The organism is Burkholderia sp. Bp9015 (assembly GCF_003853505.1).
Classification (GTDB): domain Bacteria; phylum Pseudomonadota; class Gammaproteobacteria; order Burkholderiales; family Burkholderiaceae; genus Burkholderia.
The window spans coordinates 1-17,233 of record NZ_QTPZ01000001.1 but is presented as its reverse complement, the minus strand read 5'-3'; the positions used below and the strand labels follow the sequence as shown (position 1 = coordinate 17,233).

Sequence of the window (17,233 nt, the reverse complement as noted above, 5' to 3'; positions counted from 1 at the left end):
ACGCTGCGTGAGCCGGCCGCGTCGGTCGGCCGGCGTCACGCCATCACAACGACGGCAGCGACGGATCGCGCGCGGCGAGGATGTCCGCGGTGCGCCGCTGCAGCGCGCCGTCGAGCGTCTCCGGCTGCGGAATCAGCCAGTAGCGCCCGTCGCGAATGCCGTCGAACGCGCGCGCCGCGAACACGTCGGGCGTGAGCCCGTGCGCGTTCAGCATCGCGCGCATCGTATCGACGAAGCCCTGTACTTCGGGCCGGTCGTGCGCGGCGCCGAACGGGTCGTTGAAGATGCCCGTCTGCACCGGGCCCGGCGCGAGCAGCGACACGCCGACCGGCGCGCCGAGCATCTTCAGTTCGCCGTACAGCGATTCGGTCAGCGCGACCACCGCGAATTTCGTCGCCGAGTAAGGCGACATCAGCGGGCTCGGCAGGAACCCGCCGACCGACGCGGTATTGACGACGCGCGCCGGCACGTTGCGCTCGAGCATGCGCGGCACGAAGCTGCGGATCCCGTTCATCACGCCGTGCACGTTGATCGCGACGCTGCGCTCGAAGCGCTCCGGTGTGATTTCCCAGCTGAAGCCGGTCGCCATCACGCCCGCGTTGTTGAACAGCAGGTCGACGCCGCCGAAGCGCCGCCAGGCGGCGTCGGCCAGCGCGTCGACGGCTTCCGGGCGGCTCACGTCGGTCGGCACGCACAGCACGTCGGTGTCGAGCGTCGCGGCGAACGCGTCGAGCTTCGCCGGGTCGAGGTCGGCCAGCACCACGCGCATCCCGAGCGCGGCCGCGTGGCGCGCGAGCCCGCTGCCGATGCCGCTGGCCGCGCCGGTGATCACGGCGGTGCCGCCGTCGAAGCGAATCGGGTTCGTCATGTCACAGTCCTGCCGGGTCGATATGGGGATGCGCGTACGCCGGAATCTCGGGCGGCGGCAACGGCGTGCGGCCGTCGAGCGAGCGCACCGCGAGCCCCTGCGACATCGGAAAATGCAGGCTGTGCGTGACGAGGCCCGTGCGCTCGCGCGCCGGCAGGCTGCACAGCGCGAGCGCGGTTTCCGCCAGATACGCGACGTCCTCGGTCGGATAGCCTTCGGGGATATAGCGGGCCGCGCCCGGCGTGCGGATCGCGGTGCTCGGCGCGACCAGGTTCACCGCGATGCCGTCGGCTTCGAGTTCGGCTGCGAGCCCCTGCGTGAAACGCGACAGCGCGGCCTTGACCGCCGCATAGACGGTCGCGCCGCCCGCGCGCGCGAAGTCGTCGAACGGCCGCAGCGGTGCGAGCGCGGTGACCGAGCCGACGTTCACGATCCAGCCGGCGCCGCGCGCGCGCATCAGCGGAATCGCGGCCTGGCTCAGTGCGAACGGAATGCGCAGGTAGTGTTCGATCGTCGCGTCGAACATCGTCATCGGCATCGCGTCGATGCACGCGTAGTCGGCCACGCCCGCGTTGTTCACGAGGATGTCGAGGCCGCCGGCCGCCTCGGCCGCGCGCGCGACGAGCGCATCGCGCTCGGCCGGCTTCGACAGGTCGGCCGCGAGTGCGATCGCGCGGCCGCCGGCCTGCCCGATCAGCGCGACCGTTTCGGCGAGCGTGCCGGCGGTCGTCGCCGAGTGCGTGAGGCTGCGCGCCGTCACGACGACGGTCGCGCCTTCGGCTGCGAGGCGCTGCGCGATCGCGCGGCCGATGCCGCGGCTCGCGCCGGTCACGAGCGCGCATTTGCCCGCGAGCGTCGCGGTTCGGTGGTCGGTCATGATGTCTCCGGTGTAGATGATGGTGTGTCGGGGTCGTTATGCGTCAGCCCGCGATATCCGCAACGTGCAGCACGCACTTGGTTTTCGCGTCGCCCGTTTGAACGAGGCCGAGCGCGCGCGCCGCCTGTTCGAGCGGAAAACTGTCGAAGCGCGGCACGCGCAGCGTGCGCATGCCGAGCCGCTCGGCGATCGATGAAAGCGTGGCGCCGCTCGGCATCCGGCTGTAGGTCATCGCGGTGCGCAGCCCGCGCCGCGCGGCCTCCGCGCCCGTCGCGGCCAGCCGCTGCGCATCGCCGGGCGCGAGCGTCATGATGGTCACGAGCGTGCCGCCCGGCGCCAGCAGGTCGAGTGCGGCGGGCAGCGTGTCGCCGCCGACCGCATCGAGCACGAGATCGACGCCGCCGGGCGCCCACGCCCGCACGGCCGTCGCGATGTCCTGCGCGCGATAGTCGATGCTCGCCGCCGCGCCGAGCGCTTCGACGCTCGGGCGGTTGCGCGCCGAGCACGTCGCCACGACGCGTGCGCCGGCCTGGGCGGCAAGCTGGATCGCGAAGGTGCCGACCGCGCCCGCGCCGCCGTGCACGAGCACGGTCTGCCCGGCTCGGAGCCCGCCGTCGTCGAACAGGCCGGCCCATGCGGCCAGCGCGGGCGTCGGCGTGGCGGCCGCTTCCGCGAAGCCGACCGCGTCGGGCAGGCGCACGACCGAGTCGTGCCGCACCGCGACGTATTCCGCATACGCGCCCCAGCGCCCCGCGCCGACGTCGGTCTGCGCGAACACGCGCATCCCGGGCGCGACACCTTCGACGCCGTCGCCGACCGCCTCCACCACACCGGCCGCGTCGAACCCGATCACGAATGGAAACGTCATTTGCATGAACGCGCCGAGATAGCCTTCGCGGCATTTCCAGTCGGCGGGATTGACGCCCGCGTACGCGACGCGGATCAGCACGTCGCCGGGGCCCGGTTTCGGGGCGGGAACGTCGGCCAGTCGCAGCGCGTCGGAATGGCCGACGCGGTCGATCAGCAAGGCTCGCATGGTGGTGTCTCCGGTGTTGTCGTTTGCATTGCGGCGGGTCGCGTGCGCGTCGCGCGTCACGCCGCCGTGTCGGCCAGCAGGCTCGACGCGAGCGGACAGAACGCGTGCGAGATCGCCTCGACCGTCCAGTCGGGGCTTTCGGCGTCGAAGCGACGGTCGACCCAGCCCCAGTGATACGGATGCAGCAGGTATTCGCCGAGCAGATCGCCGACGTGCGCGAATTCCTGTTGCCAGACGTGGGTCCACATGCCCGGCGTCGCGATCCGGCTCAGCCGCCAGTTGCGGATGCCGGGCATGAATGCCGGCATGCGCAGCAGTTCGCGCTCGAGATCGCGCACCTGCGCTTCGCCGGCCGTGGGCCGCACGCGCAGCATCAGCGTGCGCCATACGCCGTCGCGCAGCGCCGGTTCGCGCAGGCCGCCGCCGATCGCATGACACGCCGCGCCGTCGATCCGCACGACGCCCGGCAGGCCGGCCAGCGCGGCGAAATCCGTCGCGTGGCCGGTCGCCCGTTCGTCGCGCAGCACGTCGAGCGTGTAGTCGCCCGCGCCCCAGCAGCCGTCGAGATTGCGCGTGAGCGCGACGCGGGTCGCGCCGGGCAACGCCTGCGCGGCATCGCGCAACGCGTGCTCGAATGCGCCGGCATCGCCGGTCGCCGAAACGAATATCTGAGCCGTGTCATGCCGCATGGTCGACCTCCGTCAGGGCCGGCAGCGGCGCATCGGCATCCGTCATCACATGGCGGCGGCGGGCGTCGCACAGTGCGTCGACGGCCATCCAGAACGCAACCACGTCGCCGTCGGTCAACGCGCGCATCCGGTAGTACGACGGCGCATCGGCGACCTGCCACGTCAGCCACAGCGTGCTCGGCTGCCCCGGCACCGCGACGGGCGGCGACACCCAGCGGCCGGCCGCCGTCAGTCCGCGTGCCGCGTGGCCCGGCAAATAGCGGTCGCGCAGCAGCGCCAGCACGTCGGGAATGCGCTCGGGCGCGAGGGTGATTTCGTCTACGATCTGGATCATTCGCGGGTCGTCTCGGGTGGTTCGTGGCGGGATGCGATGCCGGCCGCCTACGCCGTTCCGGCGAGGCCGGAAGCGGCCGGCGTGAGTAGCATTCTTGCGTGGCGGCGGCCGGCGAACCCCTACCGGCGCGCTCACCGGCCCCTGTCAGGACGCTCAAACCGGGAGACATATGAAACAGCGTGCATTGCCGGCACGCGGCCGCGTGCTGCCGGGCTTCGGTGCCCGTCTGCTCGATGAACTGGCGCGCAGCGGCGTGCCGTCGGCGCAACGGCCTGCGCCGACGGCCGTTGCTGCTGCTGCAACGACGACACCCGGCGGCTTCGTCGCGCTGTACCGCGACGCGATCGAGCGGCTCGAGGCGCAGGTCGCGCGCGGCGACGGCCATCCGCCGATGCGCAAGCAGGAAGTCGACCTGATGTGCCGGTGCCTGCTCAGTTGCGCGACGCTCGCCGACGCGATCCGCTGCGCCGCCGAGTTCTGCGAGATGCTGACGCCGCGCGCCGGCGCGCTGTCGCTCGCGGTGCGCGACGGACGCGCGACGTTCCGGATGGATTCGCTGCGCCGCACGCGCAGCCCCGCCGCGTGCCTCGTCGACCTAACGGGGCTGTTCTGCTATCTGCAACTGTTCGGCTGGCTGATCGGGCAGCCGCTGCGGCCGGACGAAGTCTGGCTCGGCCATCCGCGCCGCGAAGACGCGATGCCGCTGCTCGGGCTGTTCAACGCGCCGGTCGACGTCGGCCGCAAGACCTACGGCTTCGCGTTCGACGCGGTGCGGCTCGATGCGCGCGTGATCCGCCAGCCGGGCGAGCTGGCCGCGTTTCTCGTCGATTTTCCGTTTCGGCTGATCGATGCCGCGCCGGCCGTCGTGTCATGGGCTCAGCAGGTGCGCGGCTTTCTCGATGCGGCGCTCGCGCGCGAACAGGCGCTGCCCGCGCTCGCGGCGCTGGCGACATGGCTCGGCGTCAGCGAAGCGACGTTGCGGCGGCGGCTGGCGGCCGAAGGCAGCGGCTATCACGCATTGCGCGAACAGTGCCTCGCCGACGTCGCGCGGCGCTGCCTGCGCGAGTCGGACTGGCCGGTCGCGCGGATCGCCGCGCATCTCGGGTTCGGTGGCGAAGAAGCGTTTCGGCGGGCGTTCGTGCGATGGACGGGCATCGCGCCGAGCCGGTTCCGGCGCGATTGCAGCGCCGCCGGCGATGCGTTTCGTCAGACATGAAACGCGGTGCGAAGGCTCGAATTGAAATGATTTCGAAAGAATCCGGCGAACACTGACGTTTTTTCGCATCCCTGCGCACTTCGATAATTGACGCGCCGGCGCGCTCGCCATTACGCTTGCGCGCTGATGGTTCCCGGGAACGGGATCAAAAGGGAACGCAGGAGAGGCCGTGCCTCGAATCTGCGGCTGCCCCCGCAACTGTGAGCGGCGAATCCGCACCACCCCATGCCACTGGGAAACCGGGAAGGCCGGTGCGAATCGCGACCCGCGAGCCAGGAGACCTGCCATCGACCCGAGGTCCAAGCAGCCGCACCGGGCGGGGTGTCCCGATGCGCCAGCACCGCCTTTGGCGGTCGCCCCGTTGCATGGACGGCCCGACCTCAGGACCCTTCGGATGTCCGATCTTTCCGCCTCCGCTTCCACGCCGGAAGCGTCGTGCCGTTGCGCGGCCAGTCTGCGCCGCGTGTCCGCACGCGTGTGCCGTGCCGTGTCGTGCGGCACGTGTCGTGACGACGCGCGTGAATGCCGCCCACGCTGCCCGGTCCCGCGATAGACCAACGATAACCAGGCGGTACTCGCCGCCACCCGCTTACGCTCGCCGTACCCGCAACACGATCACGCTCGCTGCCTCATGAATCTTCGCCACCTTCTCGCCACGTCCGCCGCCACGGCGCTGCTCTCCCCGATCGCCCACGCCGCCGGCGACATGCCTCCCGCGCAGCCGCCCCAACCCGCCGAAGGCGCCGACCTGCCGACGATCAGCGTGACCGACACGCGGCATCTGCCCGAGTCGTTCGACCAGCGCTATGCGACGACGCAGGTGCTCACGCGCGCCGATCTCGACCGGCTGTCGCCGAGCGACCCGAGCATCACGCAGGCGCTCGCGACGCTGCCGGGCGTGACCGTCTCGCAGAACGGCGGCCCGGGTTCGTCGGCGTCGGTCAGCATCCGCGGCTCGTCGGCCAGCCAGGTCGCGGTGTTCATCGACGGCATCCGGATCGGCTCGCCGACCACCGGCATCGCGCCGTGGGCCGACCTGCCGACCGAAGCGTTCGAGCGCGTCGAGGTGATCTCGGGGCCGGCCGCCGCGTCGTTCGGCGCGAACGCGATGGGCGGCGTCGTGCAGTTGTTCACGCGCCGCGCCGCCGGCCAGCCGAACCAGACCACCGTGTCGTTCGGCGGCGGCTCGAACAAGACCTTCGACACGCAGTTGCGCACGTCGGGCACCGTGCCGTCGACGGGGCCGCTCGCCGCGCTGGGCGGCCTCACCTACACACTCGGCCTGCACGACTACAACACGGCGGGCATCGACGCAACGCGGCCCGTGTTGCCCTACCACGAAGACGGCCGCAATCCGTATCACGCGCAGGACCTCGATGCGCGCCTCGGCTATGCGCGCGACAACTGGTCGATCTCGACGTTCGCGCTGTACCACCGCTCCGACCTGTCCTATGACAACGCCGGCTTTGCGAACCGCGAGCTCGATCATCAGCTGACGACCGGCCTCGCGTTCCATCTAGACGTCACGCCCGACACGCAGTTCGACCAGTCGTTCGGTTATGCGAACGATCGCCAGTTCCTGTACGCGAGCGACCCGGCCATCCCGACCGACCAGATCAACTCGCAGCGCATCAGCTCGTCGACGTCGCTGACCCATCAGGCGCACGGCTTCCATCTGTTCGGCCTGCCGCTGTCGGGCGAGACGAAGGTGGCGTACGACTTCACGCGCGAACAGGCGTTCCTGCCGGTCGACGTGCCGGACGGCGTGCCGACGCGCAACGATTCCGCGTTCTCGCTGCATCAGTCGGCGACGCTCGGCAGCGTGACGATGTTCGTCGCGGGCCGCCACGAGATCATTGCCGGGAAGGCCGTGAACACCGGCAACGCCGCGCTGTCGTGGGCCATTACGCCGGTCTATACGGCGCGCGTGTCGTACGGCAATGCGTTCCGCCTGCCGTCGTTCAACGACCTGTACTACCCGGGCTACGGCAATCCCGACCTGAACCCGGAACGCAGCGATTCGGTCGAGGCCGCGTTCGACGCGAACACCGCGTACGGCACGTTCAGCGCCGCGATCTACGACACGCGCGTCAGCAACCTGATCGCGTACAACCCCGCGACGTTCTCGCCGATCAACATCGGCCGTGCGCATATCCGCGGCATCGACCTGTCGTACAAGGGCACGATCGGCCGCTATACGCCGGTCAGCGTCGCGATCGGGATCCTGAATCCGCAGGACGAGACCAACGACAGCTGGCTCAACCGCCGGCCGCGCCAGACCGTCAGCGTGAACGTCGACCACACGTGGGACGAATTCCATCTGCACGCGCTGAGCACGGGCGCGTCGCTGAGCTACGGCGGCACGACGTTCGACGATCCGGCCAACACGACGTACCTGCCGTCGTACCTGAGCGTGAACCTGCGCGCGTCGTACAGGATCAACGCGCACCTGACGGTGTCCGCCACGCTGTCGAACCTGTTCGACCGTCAGTACATGACCGCGTACGGCTACAACACGCTCGGCCGCACGGCGTTCGGCAAGGTCAGCTATACGTTCTGAGCGGGGTGGTCGGTGCATCGGCACCCAGGTGCGCGGGTGGCGATGCCGACGGGTGTACGGGTGCCGGATGTCGTCGGCCGCGAGCGAGCGATCGCGCGATCGCGTTCGCTCGCACCGCGCTACGCGTCAGGCCCCTGCGACGCCCCGCACGCCCGCGATCAACTGGATCGCGCCGAACGCGGCGATCACGACGGCCGACATGCGCGACAGCCGGTGCATGAACGTCAGCGACATCTTCGTGCGCAACGCGGCGGTCGCGCTGCTGAGGCACAGCCACCACGTCGCGGAACCCAGGAACACGCCGGCGACCATCAGCGCGACGGCCGCCCCCATCGCGCCTTCATGCGTGCCCGCCAGCGGGCCGAGCGCCGCGAAGATCCCGACGAACGACAGGATCGTCATCGGGTTCGACAGCGTGAGGCCGAAGGTCGTCAGGAAATCGCGCAGCACGGTCGTGCGCGGCACGTCTCGCACCGCCGCCGATGCGGTCGACGCAGCCGGCGCCTGCCGCGCGATCGACCACGCCAGCCATACGAGGAACGCGCCGCCGCCGATTTTCAGCGCGACGGTCAGCATCGGGAACGCGGTGACGATGCCGGCGACGCCCAGCGCGCCGAGCAGCCCGTAGATCGCATCGGCGCACGCGGCGCCGACGCCCGTCGCGAACCCCGCGTGAAAGCCGCGGCTCAGGCTGCGCTGGATGCACAGCATGCCGATCGGGCCGACCGGCACCGCGATCGACAATCCCATTACGACGGACTTGATGAACAGCATGGCCGGCTCCTCGCGACATGCAATGCGTTGAACCGTCATCGTAGGGAAACTCCGGTCGCCGCTGAAGGCGGTTTTTAAGGAAAAATAGCCGCTTCACCTTAAAAACTCCGCCGCGATGGACGAACTCGACTGGAAAATACTCGCGCTGCTGCAGGCCAACGGCCGCATCAGCTACACGGAGCTGGCACGCCAGGTTCACCTGTCGGTGCCGGCGGTCACGGAACGCGTGAAGCGCCTCGAATCGGGCGGCGTAATCGACGGCTATACGGCGCGGGTCAATCCGGCCGCGGCCGGCTACCCGGTGAGCGCGCTGATCGGCATCACGGTGCCGCAGCCGGCGAAGGCGAAATTCCTGAAGCTGCTGGAGACCATTCCCGAAGTGGTCGAGTGCCATCACGTGACCGGCGCGGATTCCTACGTGATGCGGTTCGTCGCCGTCAGCATGGCGCATCTCGAACAGCTGATCGAGCGCATCAATCTGTACGGCGAAACGCGCACGTCGATCGTGATGTCGACGCCGCTGCCGGCGCGCGGGCTCGCGCGTCCGGCCGCGGCAGTCAAAGGCGTTCGGGGGTGACAGGATGCCCCGCGCTGCGCGATGCTGTGCCATGCGCCGCTTGCGCGAACCGGACAACCTGCCATGCCAGTCATCGGATTCGATCATTACAACCTCCGCGCGGATCGGGCCACGCTCGATACGCTGCGCGACTTTTACGTGAACGTCGTAGGCCTCGAACCCGGATATCGACCGCCGTTCCAGAGCAGCGGCTACTGGCTCTACGCGGGGGCGCAGGCGATCCTCCACCTGTCGGAAGCTCGACCCGGCGAGGCGCGGCCGGCGCACGTCGTCAATACGTTCGACCATGTGGCGTTTTCGTGCGCGAATGCCGCGGACATGGAGCGGCGTCTTGTCGACGCTCAGGTCCGGTACGCGCGCCGGTACGTGCCGGTCACGAGCCAGCTGCAGATCTTTTTCACCGATCCGGCCGGGAATGGCGTCGAGTTGAATTTTGCGGAAGCCGGCGGAGATTCCGGTGACAAACGGTATTAGTGCTCAGCACATCGATCGACGCTGCGGCTTTACTGAACATCGTCACGCATGCGGTTTCCGCGTACCTCGCGGCGGAAACTGGCGCTTTCGCGACTATTCCATCGACGTCAGACACATCGGCCCTTACTTGAGATGAATCGATCCAACGCGAAACTGATCACCCTCGTTCTGCGATTTCTATTCGCCAGCCTCTGCTTGCTGGCCGTCAATTCGCAAGCCAGCCCTTTTTCAGCCCAGACCAGCCAGCTGAGTGCCTCCATGTCCGACCTGCCCCGTTACGAGAAACTGCCGTTATTCAGCCCTCATCGCAAATCCTTCGCGTGCGTGTATCAGGCCCAACACGTACCGCCTGTCGACCCCCAGGCTGAATTGTGGTTTCAGCAGGCGCTGGCGCTTGATGACCCGAACATTGACTACGGTAAGCGTGATTACCCGAAGATTTACCAACTCTACTCGCAGGCTGCCGAGCGCAATCACTGGAAGGCCATGCTCAATATCGCCTCACTGATATTGAGCGATCGTCAGGGCGTACCAACCCATGATCCTGAAGCCGCTATCCGCTGGGTGGAAAAAGCGATGAAACTGGGTGTGCCTGACGCCTACGACATGATGGGGGTCTACCATCAGAACGGGCTGATTAAAGGTGGCGATGCCACCAGTGCCTATGCCTTCTTCCAGCGCGCGGCTGATATGGGCAGCCCGTCCGCACAAACGTTCATTGGAACAAAGACAGATGCTGCATATGACGATCCAGGCGGCGAATTCTGGGCAAATTTGCCGGTTGCGACACAGATGCTGGAATGTGCCTTCGCACAGGGATATGGAGATGCGGCAGATGAATTAGGGCTTGTCTACGCGAGAGATAACACCGCCGAAGGTAAGGCACACGCCCTAAAAATTTTGCACGAGGGTGTAAAGCTCGGAAGTGCCAAATGCGCACATAGCCTCGCACCGGAGTTCCGAGGCCTAGACCTTACCGATGGAACCAACCTGGTCGGGCGTATCGACAAAGCGCGTGCGGAACGTTACAGCAAGCTCGGGGATGCGCTCGAGTTCTATCAGGGTCGCCTGAAACTGCCGAATCTTGACAAGGTACTCCCGCTGCCACCCGCCCCGTTGCCGAAATGGGATGGTAAAGCACAGACGCTGATCGACGGCGCAAAGGCCGTGACACCGCCCCCCAAGCCGCAGAAGAGTGTGGCGCAGCAAGGCCGGGAATTCATCCCGGACGGGTATGCCGTGGCGGCACGAGAACATAGCACGATGGTTGTCACGGGCGACAATCCAGTACCACGCGATGGCTATTGGCTCGCGCTGTATGGCCCACCCTCTGCCTCCAAAGCCGAGCTGATCCCCGCCCGCCGTAACATTGCGGAGCGCTATCAAATCGGGGAACGCTTCGGCGCACCGTCATTCGACTGGCTGGCCGCTGAGCAGGTGCAGTGGCACTACCTTGGCGAAGCCTATGCCCTGCCCCCGCAACGCCATGATTGACAGGACTACCGCTCCCCGGAATGCTCGCCGAACGCGCCCCCCTCACGCGCCGTACCTGTGATCGTTCCCGGGCACGATGTGCCGCATGCAGATCGAAGCGTTCGGGTTTGGCCCGTCTCGCCTGCCATCACGCGCGGCAAACTTCACCGCTGCTTCTCGAGCTTCACGATCGTCAGCGCACCGTTCACGCGCTCGACCCGAACCTTGACCTTGTCGCCGACGTGCAGCGACGCGATCATCGCCGGGTCGCCGGCCTTGAATGCCATCGTCATCGGCGACATCCCGACGTTCTGGAGCGCGCCGTGCTTCAGCGTCACCATGCCGTGCTCGGCATCGATCCGTTTCACTTCGGCGTTGGTCAGCGCGGCATCCGGCGCCGACGTCTTCGAGTCGCCCATGTCCATGTTCATGTCGGACATGCTGCCGGCTGAATACGCCGGTGTCGCGACGACGTTCATCGCGCAGAGGACGGCGACGGCAATATTTCGAATCTTCATCAACCGACTCCCGGCTGCAGCGGGTAACGCATGGAACGCACCCCCTACACCAGCAACGTCGCGACCGCCCACCCGATCAGCACGACACCTAGCGCCCGGCCGACCCGCTCGCCGCCCGGCAGCACCTTTTCGACCAGCACGAACAGCGACAACGCGACGATCCACACGACGTTCATCACGCCGCCGACGAACAGCAGCGCCATCAGCAGCCAGCAGCAGCCCACGCAATACGCGCCGTGGCGCGCGCCGAGCAGGAAGCTGCCCGTGATGCCCGGGCGCCAGTATGTCGCGAGAAACCGCACCGGCGACCGGCATTGCCGCAGGCAGGCCTGTTTCAGCGGCGTGAACTGATAGACGCCGGCCAGCGCGAGGACGATCGCGGACAGCACGGCGCTCTTCGACCACAGCATCATCCCGGAGATCAGGCCGGCAGGCTGCAGCAGCATCTGCAGCACGGCCGCGCCGACCGAGAACGCAAGCCATACGGCCAGATAGCCGGCCAACAGGCACGCCGACGTGAATGCCGACCCGGCATCGCCCCGATCGTGATGCCGCAGCACGCGCCGGTACAGCAGCACGACCGGCGCCGCGCCGGGCGTCATCATCGCGATCATCATCACCCACCACATCAGGATCACGGTCGCCAGCGACGGATCCATGGCGCCCATGCCGTCGGCCAGCCGATGCGGGAACAGCGCGACCGCCGTCATGTCCAGCGCCGACATGCCGGTGCCGGCCCCCGTCCACAGGTAGGCCCAGCACGCGCCGACGAGCGCGGTCATGCCGAGCAGCGTGACGACGCGCTCGCGTCCGAGCAGCTCGCCGACGGGGATCATGCCGCGACGCGATGCCGGATCAGCCCGTGGTTGTTCAGGTGCAGCCGTGCGAACTGCGCGTAGCTCCGCTCGAGATCCAGCTGGATGTGGCCGTGCGACCGGCCGGTGCCGGATCCGATCTCGGCCAGCTCGTATTCGAAGCCGTGCGGCAGGTCGATCCGCACGCGATGTTCGGCGCCCGTCACCGGATTGCGGATCGGCTCGCCGACGATGTCGAGCACGCCGTCGATGCTGATCCGGCCGCGCCGCGCATCGACATCGACGTCGAAATCGATCTTCGCGAAGATCGGCTCGTAGGCCTGCTCGAGCGTCGATGCGAACACGGAAAACATCGTCGCGAACGGATCGGTGTCCTGACCGGTCATGATCTTCAGCACGGCTTCGCACTGCGCGGGGCTCGCACGCTCGTCGACGATCGGCTGGCACCGGCCGTGGCCTTCGTGAATCGGCCCGGGCCACTGGAACACGACCGCGATCCGGACACCGTCGAGCACCACGTCGCCGTAGTGGCCGCTGTCGATCGAAATCGCACCCATCGCCTCGCAGTTGCCGTGCGTCGGCAACGAATTGAACTGGCAGGGGCAACCGTATGAGCAATTGCAGTTCATCAGTTCGGTTCCCTGGATCTCCCACGGCGTCATGGCTTCACCTCGCGCAGTCGCTGGCACGTAATGTTTCGAATCTAGTGCAGCTGACAGGGGAAATCAAAGTGCGCGCGGGTGCCTCGTGCGTCGAAAAAAACCAGGCGCCGCGCGGCGCGCAACGGTGCCGGCCCGACGCATTCAACCTCGTCGTGCAGCCCCGCCGATGCAGGCCTTTCGATGCGCAACGGCGCGCTCGGACGAGCGTGTTCGAGCCATGTCGGACAAAAGCCGACGGCACGCATGCAGCATCACGAATGCGGGCATCCCGCATCGGTCCTGGTTCATACTGTCTCGCAATCGCCGATTCACCCCGACCGTCGCCGTCGCCCCGGATAGCCGTCATGCGCGTTCAAAGTGCGTTGCTGTTTCTCGTCGGCACCCTGCTCACCGCGGGCGGCTACGGTGCGACCTTCCTGCTGTCGATGCGCTTTCGCGCGATCGGCGGCAGCGATCTCGATACCGGCGCGGCACTGGCCGCGGCGACGGTCGGCACGTTCGCCGGCTTGTCGTTCGTCGGCTGGTTCTCGCAGCAGATCGGCACCGCGCGGATCGCCGCGCTGTCGTCACTGTGCATCGGCGCCGGCATCGTCGGCTTCGCGCTCGTCGGGCGCGCGGCCTATGCGGACTTGCCGTCCGGCTTCCTGGTCGGCTTCGGCTGGGGCGCGTTTCACCTGGCCGCGCCGATGTCGCTGGCCGAGCGTACCAGCGGTGCGGAGCGCGGCACCTGGTTCTTTCGATCGGCGACGTTCCAGATGACCGGAATCGGCGCATCCCCGGCGTTTGCCGCCTATGCGATGCGCATGCTCCACTGGTCGATCGACGACACGCTTTACGCGGTCGGCGCGCTGTGCGCGCTCGCGTCGCTGATGCTGGAAGCATTCGGCCGCCTGAGCCCGCGTCCGTCCGCCCCCGCTGCCGGCGGCCGGTGGGTGCGCGAGCTGCGCACGATCTCGCGCACGCGGGCGGCCGCGCCGATCGCGATGATCGCGCTCGGCACCTGCGTGTTCTCCGGCCTGATGACGTTCCAGATGTCGCTCATGCAGGGCACGCAGGCGCGGCCCGGCACATTCTTCAGCGTTTATACGATGACGGTGGTAAGCGCGCGCTGGCTGCTCGGGAGATGGGTCAGGATGGCGCGCCCCGAAACGGCGACCAAGGGCCTGCTCATGTTGATGCTGCTCGGCGCGCTCGCGATGTTCGGCGCTGCCGCGCACGCATCGCTGCAGTCCGTCGCGGCCGTCCTGCTGGGCGCCGGCTACGGCCTCATGTATCCGGTGATCCAGGCACAGGCGGTCAACGATTGCCCGGACGCGCAACGACATGGCGTGCTGACCTGGTTCGTCGCGTCGTATTTCATCGGCGCGTTCGGGTTTCCGTCGATCGGCGGCTGGGTGATGGTGCATGCCGGCAAGGGCGCGTTGCTGATGCTCATCGCCAGCTGCGGCCTGGCGGCGCTGTCGCTCGCGATCCTGCGCGACCGGCCGGAGCCGGTGCGCACGCAATAACGCAGTCGCGGGGCGAACCGCCGCGCAGCCTGCCGGTCAGAACCGCCCGACGTCGACCACCGCCTGGGCGAATGCCTGCGGCGCCTCCTGCGGCAGATTGTGGCCGATACCGCCGGTGATCGTGCGATGCTCGTACTTGCCGGTGAACTTCGCCCGATAGACGGCCGGCGGCACGTGAAACGCCCCGTTCGCGTCGCCTTCCATCGTGATGCTCGGAACCGTGATCGGCGGCGCGGATGCAAGCCGCTGCTCGTATTCGTCGTACTTCGCCTCGCCCACCGCAAGCCCCTGCCGCCACCGGTAATTGTGGATCGTAATGGCGACGTGATCCGGGTTTCGGAAAGCCGGCGCGCTTCGCGCGAAGGTTGCGTCGTCGAAGTTCCATTTCGGCGACGCCTGCTTCCAGATGAACTTGACGAAATCTTCGGTGTACTTCTCGTAGCCGTCGCGGCCGCGGTCGGTCGCGAAATAGAACTGATACCACCACTGGAACTCGCCGGCGGGCGGCAGCGGCATTTTTCCCGCGCTCTGACTGCCGATCAGATAGCCGCTCACCGATACCAGCCCCTTGCAACGCTCCGGCCACAGCACGGCAATGATATCGGCGGTTCGCGCGCCCCAGTCGAATGCACCGAACAGGGCCGTCCGGATGTCCAGCGCATCCATCAGCGCGATGATGTCGAGTGCAACGGCCGTCGGCTGCGCGTTACGCATCGTCTGGTCCGACAGGAAGGTGGTCGAGCCGTAGCCCCGCAGGTACGGGACGATCACCCGATACCCCTGCGCGCCGAGCGCCGGGGCGACGTCGACGAAGCTGTGGATGTCGTATGGCCAGCCGTGCAGCAGCATGACCGGCGGGCCATCGGCCGGGCCCGCTTCCGCATAACCGACATTGAGCAACCCGGCCTTGATCTGCTTGATCGTCGTGAACGACGGATGGCTTCCAGGCTTGATCGGTGGCAGCGGCGGTGTTGCCGACGGCGCATTTTGTGCGTGAGCGGATTGCAGCATCTCGAACTGCGCTGCAATAAGCGCACCGGCTGCCAAGCGCGCAAAGCCACGCCGGCGCGGGTCGATTTCTTCTGGCATTTTTATCTCCCGTTTCAGTGGGACTGACCGACAAACCGCAAAACAGACGCTACCGGAAAATGTTAGTCGATAGGAAACGGCTTGCAAGGCGGATTGAAAGACGGCAATAGGACGCATTGCCTGAATCGGTCTGTATGCGCCTCGGTCGCGCGTGCCGCCATCGGCTGGTCGGCTGGTCGGGTCGACCGAATCGCCGCAATCTCGGCGTCGAAGGGTGTCACGCCTGCGCAAATCGTCATCGCGTGGACGTAGAGCCGCAACATGGTGTCCATTCCGGGTACCCGGCGTATCGCATATCTTGAGGAACACGTTGTCGCATCGGACATCGATCTCTCGCCCGGCGAACTGGCAGCGCTGGACGAGCCCGCACCGGTCGGTGCGGCGACAGGCGAACGCCATTCGGCGCGAATGATGGCAGCCGTCGGGCATTGACGGCGAAAACGCGCCGCCGCACGCGGCGCATCCGAAGCCCTCGGCGGTGTCGTCCCGACGTCAACCCGGTTTCTTCGACGACCGCGCGACCGCGAACCACGCCATCATCGCCCCCGCGACCCACGCGCAGGTCAGCAGCAGGTCGAAGTCCATCATGCCTTCGAAATTCTCACTGTTCTCGAAGCTGCAATGCCGGCTGCCGCGAAATTCGATGCAACCGCTGGCGACCCACTGAATGTGCATGAATACGTGATAGACGGCGAAGGCCGAAGCGATAATGGCGACGCGCAGGCGTAGGGTCGTTTTCATTCGGCGCCGGAGGCGGTGGGATGGTGTGACGCCGATCTTAAGACAACGGCGCCGCATCAGGCAATCGATCCGGCGCGTGCGTCGCGACCGGCATGCACGACGTCGAATCGCCATCCGCACAAACCCCGATAAACCGTGTGACATCGCGCTTTCGGCGCGGCGCGCGGCGCGCACGGATTTGCGGTATTCACGCTGATGCACGATGGTCTTGCCGCCGGCCAAGCCTCCGCCGCCCGAACGACAACGCGCATCGCTTACGCGTCGTCGATCTGCCGGAGCCCCCTCAAGCAATCCACCGCCAGCTGCTGATAGATCCGCGTGCCGTTCGCCTTCGCGTCGATCTCCGCGTCGCTCAGCCGCCGCACCACACGACCTGGCACCCCCGCGAGCAGCACGCCGCGCGGCACGTCGTAACCGGCCTTCACGAACGCGCAGGCCGCGACGATCGTGGTCGCGCCGATCGTCGCGCCGTCCATCACGACCGCGTTCATCCCGATCATCGTGTCCGACTCGAGCGTCGCGCCGTGCACGATCGCGCCATGGCCGATGTGGCTGTTCACGCCGAGCCGGCACGTCTCGCGGATGCCGACGTGCAGTACGCAGCCGTCCTGCACGTTGCTGCCGTCGCCGACGACGATCGCGCCGAAGTCGCCGCGCAGGCTCGCATGCGGGCCGATGTAGCAGCCCGCGCCGATCGTCACGTCGCCGATCACGACCGCGCTCGGATGAACGTACGCGGACGAAGCGACGCGCGGGCGCATGCCGTCGAATTCGAACAGCGGCATCGCTCAGAGCACCGCGGCCGCTTCGGGCACGAGCGTGAACAGGTCGCCGACGAGGCCGTAGTCGGCCACGCCGAAGATCGGCGCGTCCGGATCCTTGTTGATCGCGACGATCACCTTCGAATCCTTCATGCCGGCCAGATGCTGGATCGCACCTGAAATACCGACGGCGATGTACAACTGCGGCGCGACGATCTTGCCGGTCTGGCCGACCTGGTAGTCGTTCGGCACGTAGCCGGC

The 17,233-nt window shown here is 67.5% G+C and carries 20 protein-coding genes and 1 riboswitch; of the genes, 7 read left to right on the top strand and 13 right to left on the bottom strand.

Annotated features, from left to right (window positions below):
• Positions 1–43 precede the first annotated feature (43 nt).
• The 5 genes from DIE12_RS00095 to DIE12_RS00075 are packed head-to-tail and all read right to left on the bottom strand — an operon-like array spanning position 44 to position 3,804.
• Positions 44–868, bottom strand: coding sequence for an SDR family NAD(P)-dependent oxidoreductase (locus DIE12_RS00095; protein WP_124522869.1), 825 nt, complete (start codon positions 866–868; stop codon positions 44–46).
• A 1-nt stretch (position 869) separates the two neighbouring features.
• The gene (locus DIE12_RS00090; RefSeq protein ID WP_124523995.1) at positions 870–1,745 is read right to left on the bottom strand and encodes an SDR family NAD(P)-dependent oxidoreductase; all 876 of its coding nucleotides are present in this window, start codon (positions 1,743–1,745) and stop codon (positions 870–872) included.
• Positions 1,746–1,788: 43 nt separating this feature from the next.
• The gene (locus tag DIE12_RS00085) at positions 1,789–2,781 is read right to left on the bottom strand and encodes an NADP-dependent oxidoreductase (RefSeq protein ID WP_124523993.1); all 993 of its coding nucleotides are present in this window, start codon (positions 2,779–2,781) and stop codon (positions 1,789–1,791) included.
• 56 nt (positions 2,782–2,837) lie between these two features.
• Positions 2,838–3,470 (bottom strand): Dabb family protein, encoded by a 633-nt coding sequence (locus DIE12_RS00080; RefSeq protein ID WP_124523991.1) that lies wholly within the window; start codon positions 3,468–3,470, stop codon positions 2,838–2,840.
• Positions 3,460–3,804, bottom strand: a complete 345-nt coding sequence (locus DIE12_RS00075) for a hypothetical protein (RefSeq protein WP_044844617.1) — start codon at positions 3,802–3,804, stop codon at positions 3,460–3,462. Before DIE12_RS00075 ends, DIE12_RS00080 begins: the two co-directional genes overlap by 11 nt.
• 169 nt (positions 3,805–3,973) lie before the next feature.
• On the opposite strand from DIE12_RS00075, the gene DIE12_RS00070 reads away from it, so the two are divergent.
• A complete protein-coding gene (locus DIE12_RS00070; RefSeq protein ID WP_124523990.1) occupies positions 3,974–5,020 on the top strand; it encodes an AraC family transcriptional regulator in 1,047 nt (348 codons plus the stop codon).
• Positions 5,021–5,130: 110 nt separating this feature from the next.
• A riboswitch (cobalamin riboswitch) is annotated at positions 5,131–5,324 on the top strand.
• Positions 5,325–5,651: 327 nt separating this feature from the next.
• Positions 5,652–7,580: a TonB-dependent receptor domain-containing protein gene (locus DIE12_RS00065; RefSeq protein ID WP_124523988.1), complete on the top strand. Its 1,929-nt coding sequence runs from the start codon at positions 5,652–5,654 to the stop codon at positions 7,578–7,580.
• A 126-nt stretch (positions 7,581–7,706) separates the two neighbouring features.
• Here DIE12_RS00065 and DIE12_RS00060 read toward each other — a convergent pair whose 3' ends face one another.
• Positions 7,707–8,354, bottom strand: coding sequence for a LysE/ArgO family amino acid transporter (locus DIE12_RS00060; RefSeq protein WP_124522856.1), 648 nt, complete (start codon positions 8,352–8,354; stop codon positions 7,707–7,709).
• Between the two features lie 115 nt (positions 8,355–8,469).
• Here DIE12_RS00060 and DIE12_RS00055 point away from each other — a divergent pair, with 115 nt between their 5' ends.
• The 3 genes from DIE12_RS00055 to DIE12_RS00045 all read left to right on the top strand — a co-directional run bounded on the left by DIE12_RS00055 (position 8,470) and on the right by DIE12_RS00045 (position 10,899).
• Positions 8,470–8,931 carry an Lrp/AsnC family transcriptional regulator gene (locus DIE12_RS00055; RefSeq protein WP_124522854.1) on the top strand — a complete coding sequence of 154 codons (462 nt, stop codon included), beginning with the start codon at positions 8,470–8,472 and terminating at the stop codon, positions 8,929–8,931.
• Between the two features lie 63 nt (positions 8,932–8,994).
• Positions 8,995–9,405, top strand: coding sequence for a VOC family protein (locus DIE12_RS00050; protein WP_124522950.1), 411 nt, complete (start codon positions 8,995–8,997; stop codon positions 9,403–9,405).
• A 258-nt stretch (positions 9,406–9,663) separates the two neighbouring features.
• Positions 9,664–10,899 (top strand): DUF6396 domain-containing protein, encoded by a 1,236-nt coding sequence (locus tag DIE12_RS00045; RefSeq protein WP_409364396.1) that lies wholly within the window; start codon positions 9,664–9,666, stop codon positions 10,897–10,899.
• 143 nt (positions 10,900–11,042) lie between these two features.
• On the opposite strand, the gene DIE12_RS00040 is transcribed toward DIE12_RS00045, so the two are convergent.
• The 3 genes from DIE12_RS00040 to DIE12_RS00030 are packed head-to-tail and all read right to left on the bottom strand — an operon-like array spanning position 11,043 to position 12,873.
• Positions 11,043–11,396: a copper-binding protein gene (locus DIE12_RS00040; protein ID WP_124523987.1), complete on the bottom strand. Its 354-nt coding sequence runs from the start codon at positions 11,394–11,396 to the stop codon at positions 11,043–11,045.
• A gap of 44 nt (positions 11,397–11,440) precedes the next feature.
• Positions 11,441–12,232, bottom strand: coding sequence for a DUF2182 domain-containing protein (locus tag DIE12_RS00035; protein ID WP_124522852.1), 792 nt, complete (start codon positions 12,230–12,232; stop codon positions 11,441–11,443).
• Positions 12,229–12,873: a DUF1326 domain-containing protein gene (locus DIE12_RS00030; protein ID WP_044844625.1), complete on the bottom strand. Its 645-nt coding sequence runs from the start codon at positions 12,871–12,873 to the stop codon at positions 12,229–12,231. The genes DIE12_RS00035 and DIE12_RS00030 overlap by 4 nt, the downstream gene beginning before the upstream one ends.
• 344 nt (positions 12,874–13,217) lie before the next feature.
• Between DIE12_RS00030 and DIE12_RS00025 the strand changes: the two genes are divergently transcribed.
• Positions 13,218–14,381, top strand: a complete 1,164-nt coding sequence (locus DIE12_RS00025) for an MFS transporter (protein WP_124523985.1) — start codon at positions 13,218–13,220, stop codon at positions 14,379–14,381.
• A 36-nt stretch (positions 14,382–14,417) separates the two neighbouring features.
• Here DIE12_RS00025 and DIE12_RS00020 read toward each other — a convergent pair whose 3' ends face one another.
• Positions 14,418–15,470 carry an alpha/beta fold hydrolase gene (locus tag DIE12_RS00020; protein WP_124522948.1) on the bottom strand — a complete coding sequence of 351 codons (1,053 nt, stop codon included), beginning with the start codon at positions 15,468–15,470 and terminating at the stop codon, positions 14,418–14,420.
• A 261-nt stretch (positions 15,471–15,731) separates the two neighbouring features.
• Between DIE12_RS00020 and DIE12_RS37890 the strand changes: the two genes are divergently transcribed.
• Positions 15,732–15,902, top strand: coding sequence for a hypothetical protein (locus DIE12_RS37890; protein WP_185641053.1), 171 nt, complete (start codon positions 15,732–15,734; stop codon positions 15,900–15,902).
• Between the two features lie 60 nt (positions 15,903–15,962).
• Here DIE12_RS37890 and DIE12_RS00015 read toward each other — a convergent pair whose 3' ends face one another.
• The 3 genes from DIE12_RS00015 to DIE12_RS00005 all read right to left on the bottom strand — a co-directional run.
• Entirely contained in the window at positions 15,963–16,211 is a 249-nt protein-coding gene (locus DIE12_RS00015) for a hypothetical protein (protein WP_124485054.1), read from the bottom strand.
• A gap of 254 nt (positions 16,212–16,465) precedes the next feature.
• On the bottom strand, positions 16,466–16,996 hold the full coding sequence (locus DIE12_RS00010; protein ID WP_124523984.1) for a transferase hexapeptide repeat family protein: 531 nt from the start codon (positions 16,994–16,996) through the stop codon (positions 16,466–16,468).
• A gap of 3 nt (positions 16,997–16,999) precedes the next feature.
• The coding region (locus DIE12_RS00005) for an electron transfer flavoprotein subunit alpha/FixB family protein (RefSeq protein ID WP_221623864.1) at positions 17,000–17,233 on the bottom strand (234 nt) is incomplete at its 5' end.

Excerpts from the sequence above, each read along its gene's own strand:
- DIE12_RS00095 (WP_124522869.1), bottom strand. The coding sequence starts at position 868 with ATGACGAACCCGATTCGCTTCGACGGCGGCACCGCCGTGATCACCGGC.
- DIE12_RS00090 (WP_124523995.1), bottom strand. The coding sequence starts at position 1,745 with ATGACCGACCACCGAACCGCGACGCTCGCGGGCAAATGCGCGCTCGTG.
- DIE12_RS00085 (WP_124523993.1), bottom strand. The coding sequence starts at position 2,781 with ATGCGAGCCTTGCTGATCGACCGCGTCGGCCATTCCGACGCGCTGCGA.
- DIE12_RS00080 (WP_124523991.1), bottom strand. The coding sequence starts at position 3,470 with ATGCGGCATGACACGGCTCAGATATTCGTTTCGGCGACCGGCGATGCC.
- DIE12_RS00075 (WP_044844617.1), bottom strand. The coding sequence starts at position 3,804 with ATGATCCAGATCGTAGACGAAATCACCCTCGCGCCCGAGCGCATTCCC.
- DIE12_RS00070 (WP_124523990.1), top strand. The coding sequence starts at position 3,974 with ATGAAACAGCGTGCATTGCCGGCACGCGGCCGCGTGCTGCCGGGCTTC.
- DIE12_RS00065 (WP_124523988.1), top strand. The coding sequence starts at position 5,652 with ATGAATCTTCGCCACCTTCTCGCCACGTCCGCCGCCACGGCGCTGCTC.
- DIE12_RS00060 (WP_124522856.1), bottom strand. The coding sequence starts at position 8,354 with ATGCTGTTCATCAAGTCCGTCGTAATGGGATTGTCGATCGCGGTGCCG.
- DIE12_RS00055 (WP_124522854.1), top strand. The coding sequence starts at position 8,470 with ATGGACGAACTCGACTGGAAAATACTCGCGCTGCTGCAGGCCAACGGC.
- DIE12_RS00050 (WP_124522950.1), top strand. The coding sequence starts at position 8,995 with ATGCCAGTCATCGGATTCGATCATTACAACCTCCGCGCGGATCGGGCC.
- DIE12_RS00045 (WP_409364396.1), top strand. The coding sequence starts at position 9,664 with ATGTCCGACCTGCCCCGTTACGAGAAACTGCCGTTATTCAGCCCTCAT.
- DIE12_RS00040 (WP_124523987.1), bottom strand. The coding sequence starts at position 11,396 with ATGAAGATTCGAAATATTGCCGTCGCCGTCCTCTGCGCGATGAACGTC.
- DIE12_RS00035 (WP_124522852.1), bottom strand. The coding sequence starts at position 12,232 with ATGATCCCCGTCGGCGAGCTGCTCGGACGCGAGCGCGTCGTCACGCTG.
- DIE12_RS00030 (WP_044844625.1), bottom strand. The coding sequence starts at position 12,873 with ATGACGCCGTGGGAGATCCAGGGAACCGAACTGATGAACTGCAATTGC.
- DIE12_RS00025 (WP_124523985.1), top strand. The coding sequence starts at position 13,218 with ATGCGCGTTCAAAGTGCGTTGCTGTTTCTCGTCGGCACCCTGCTCACC.
- DIE12_RS00020 (WP_124522948.1), bottom strand. The coding sequence starts at position 15,470 with ATGCCAGAAGAAATCGACCCGCGCCGGCGTGGCTTTGCGCGCTTGGCA.
- DIE12_RS37890 (WP_185641053.1), top strand. The coding sequence starts at position 15,732 with ATGGTGTCCATTCCGGGTACCCGGCGTATCGCATATCTTGAGGAACAC.
- DIE12_RS00015 (WP_124485054.1), bottom strand. The coding sequence starts at position 16,211 with ATGAAAACGACCCTACGCCTGCGCGTCGCCATTATCGCTTCGGCCTTC.
- DIE12_RS00010 (WP_124523984.1), bottom strand. The coding sequence starts at position 16,996 with ATGCCGCTGTTCGAATTCGACGGCATGCGCCCGCGCGTCGCTTCGTCC.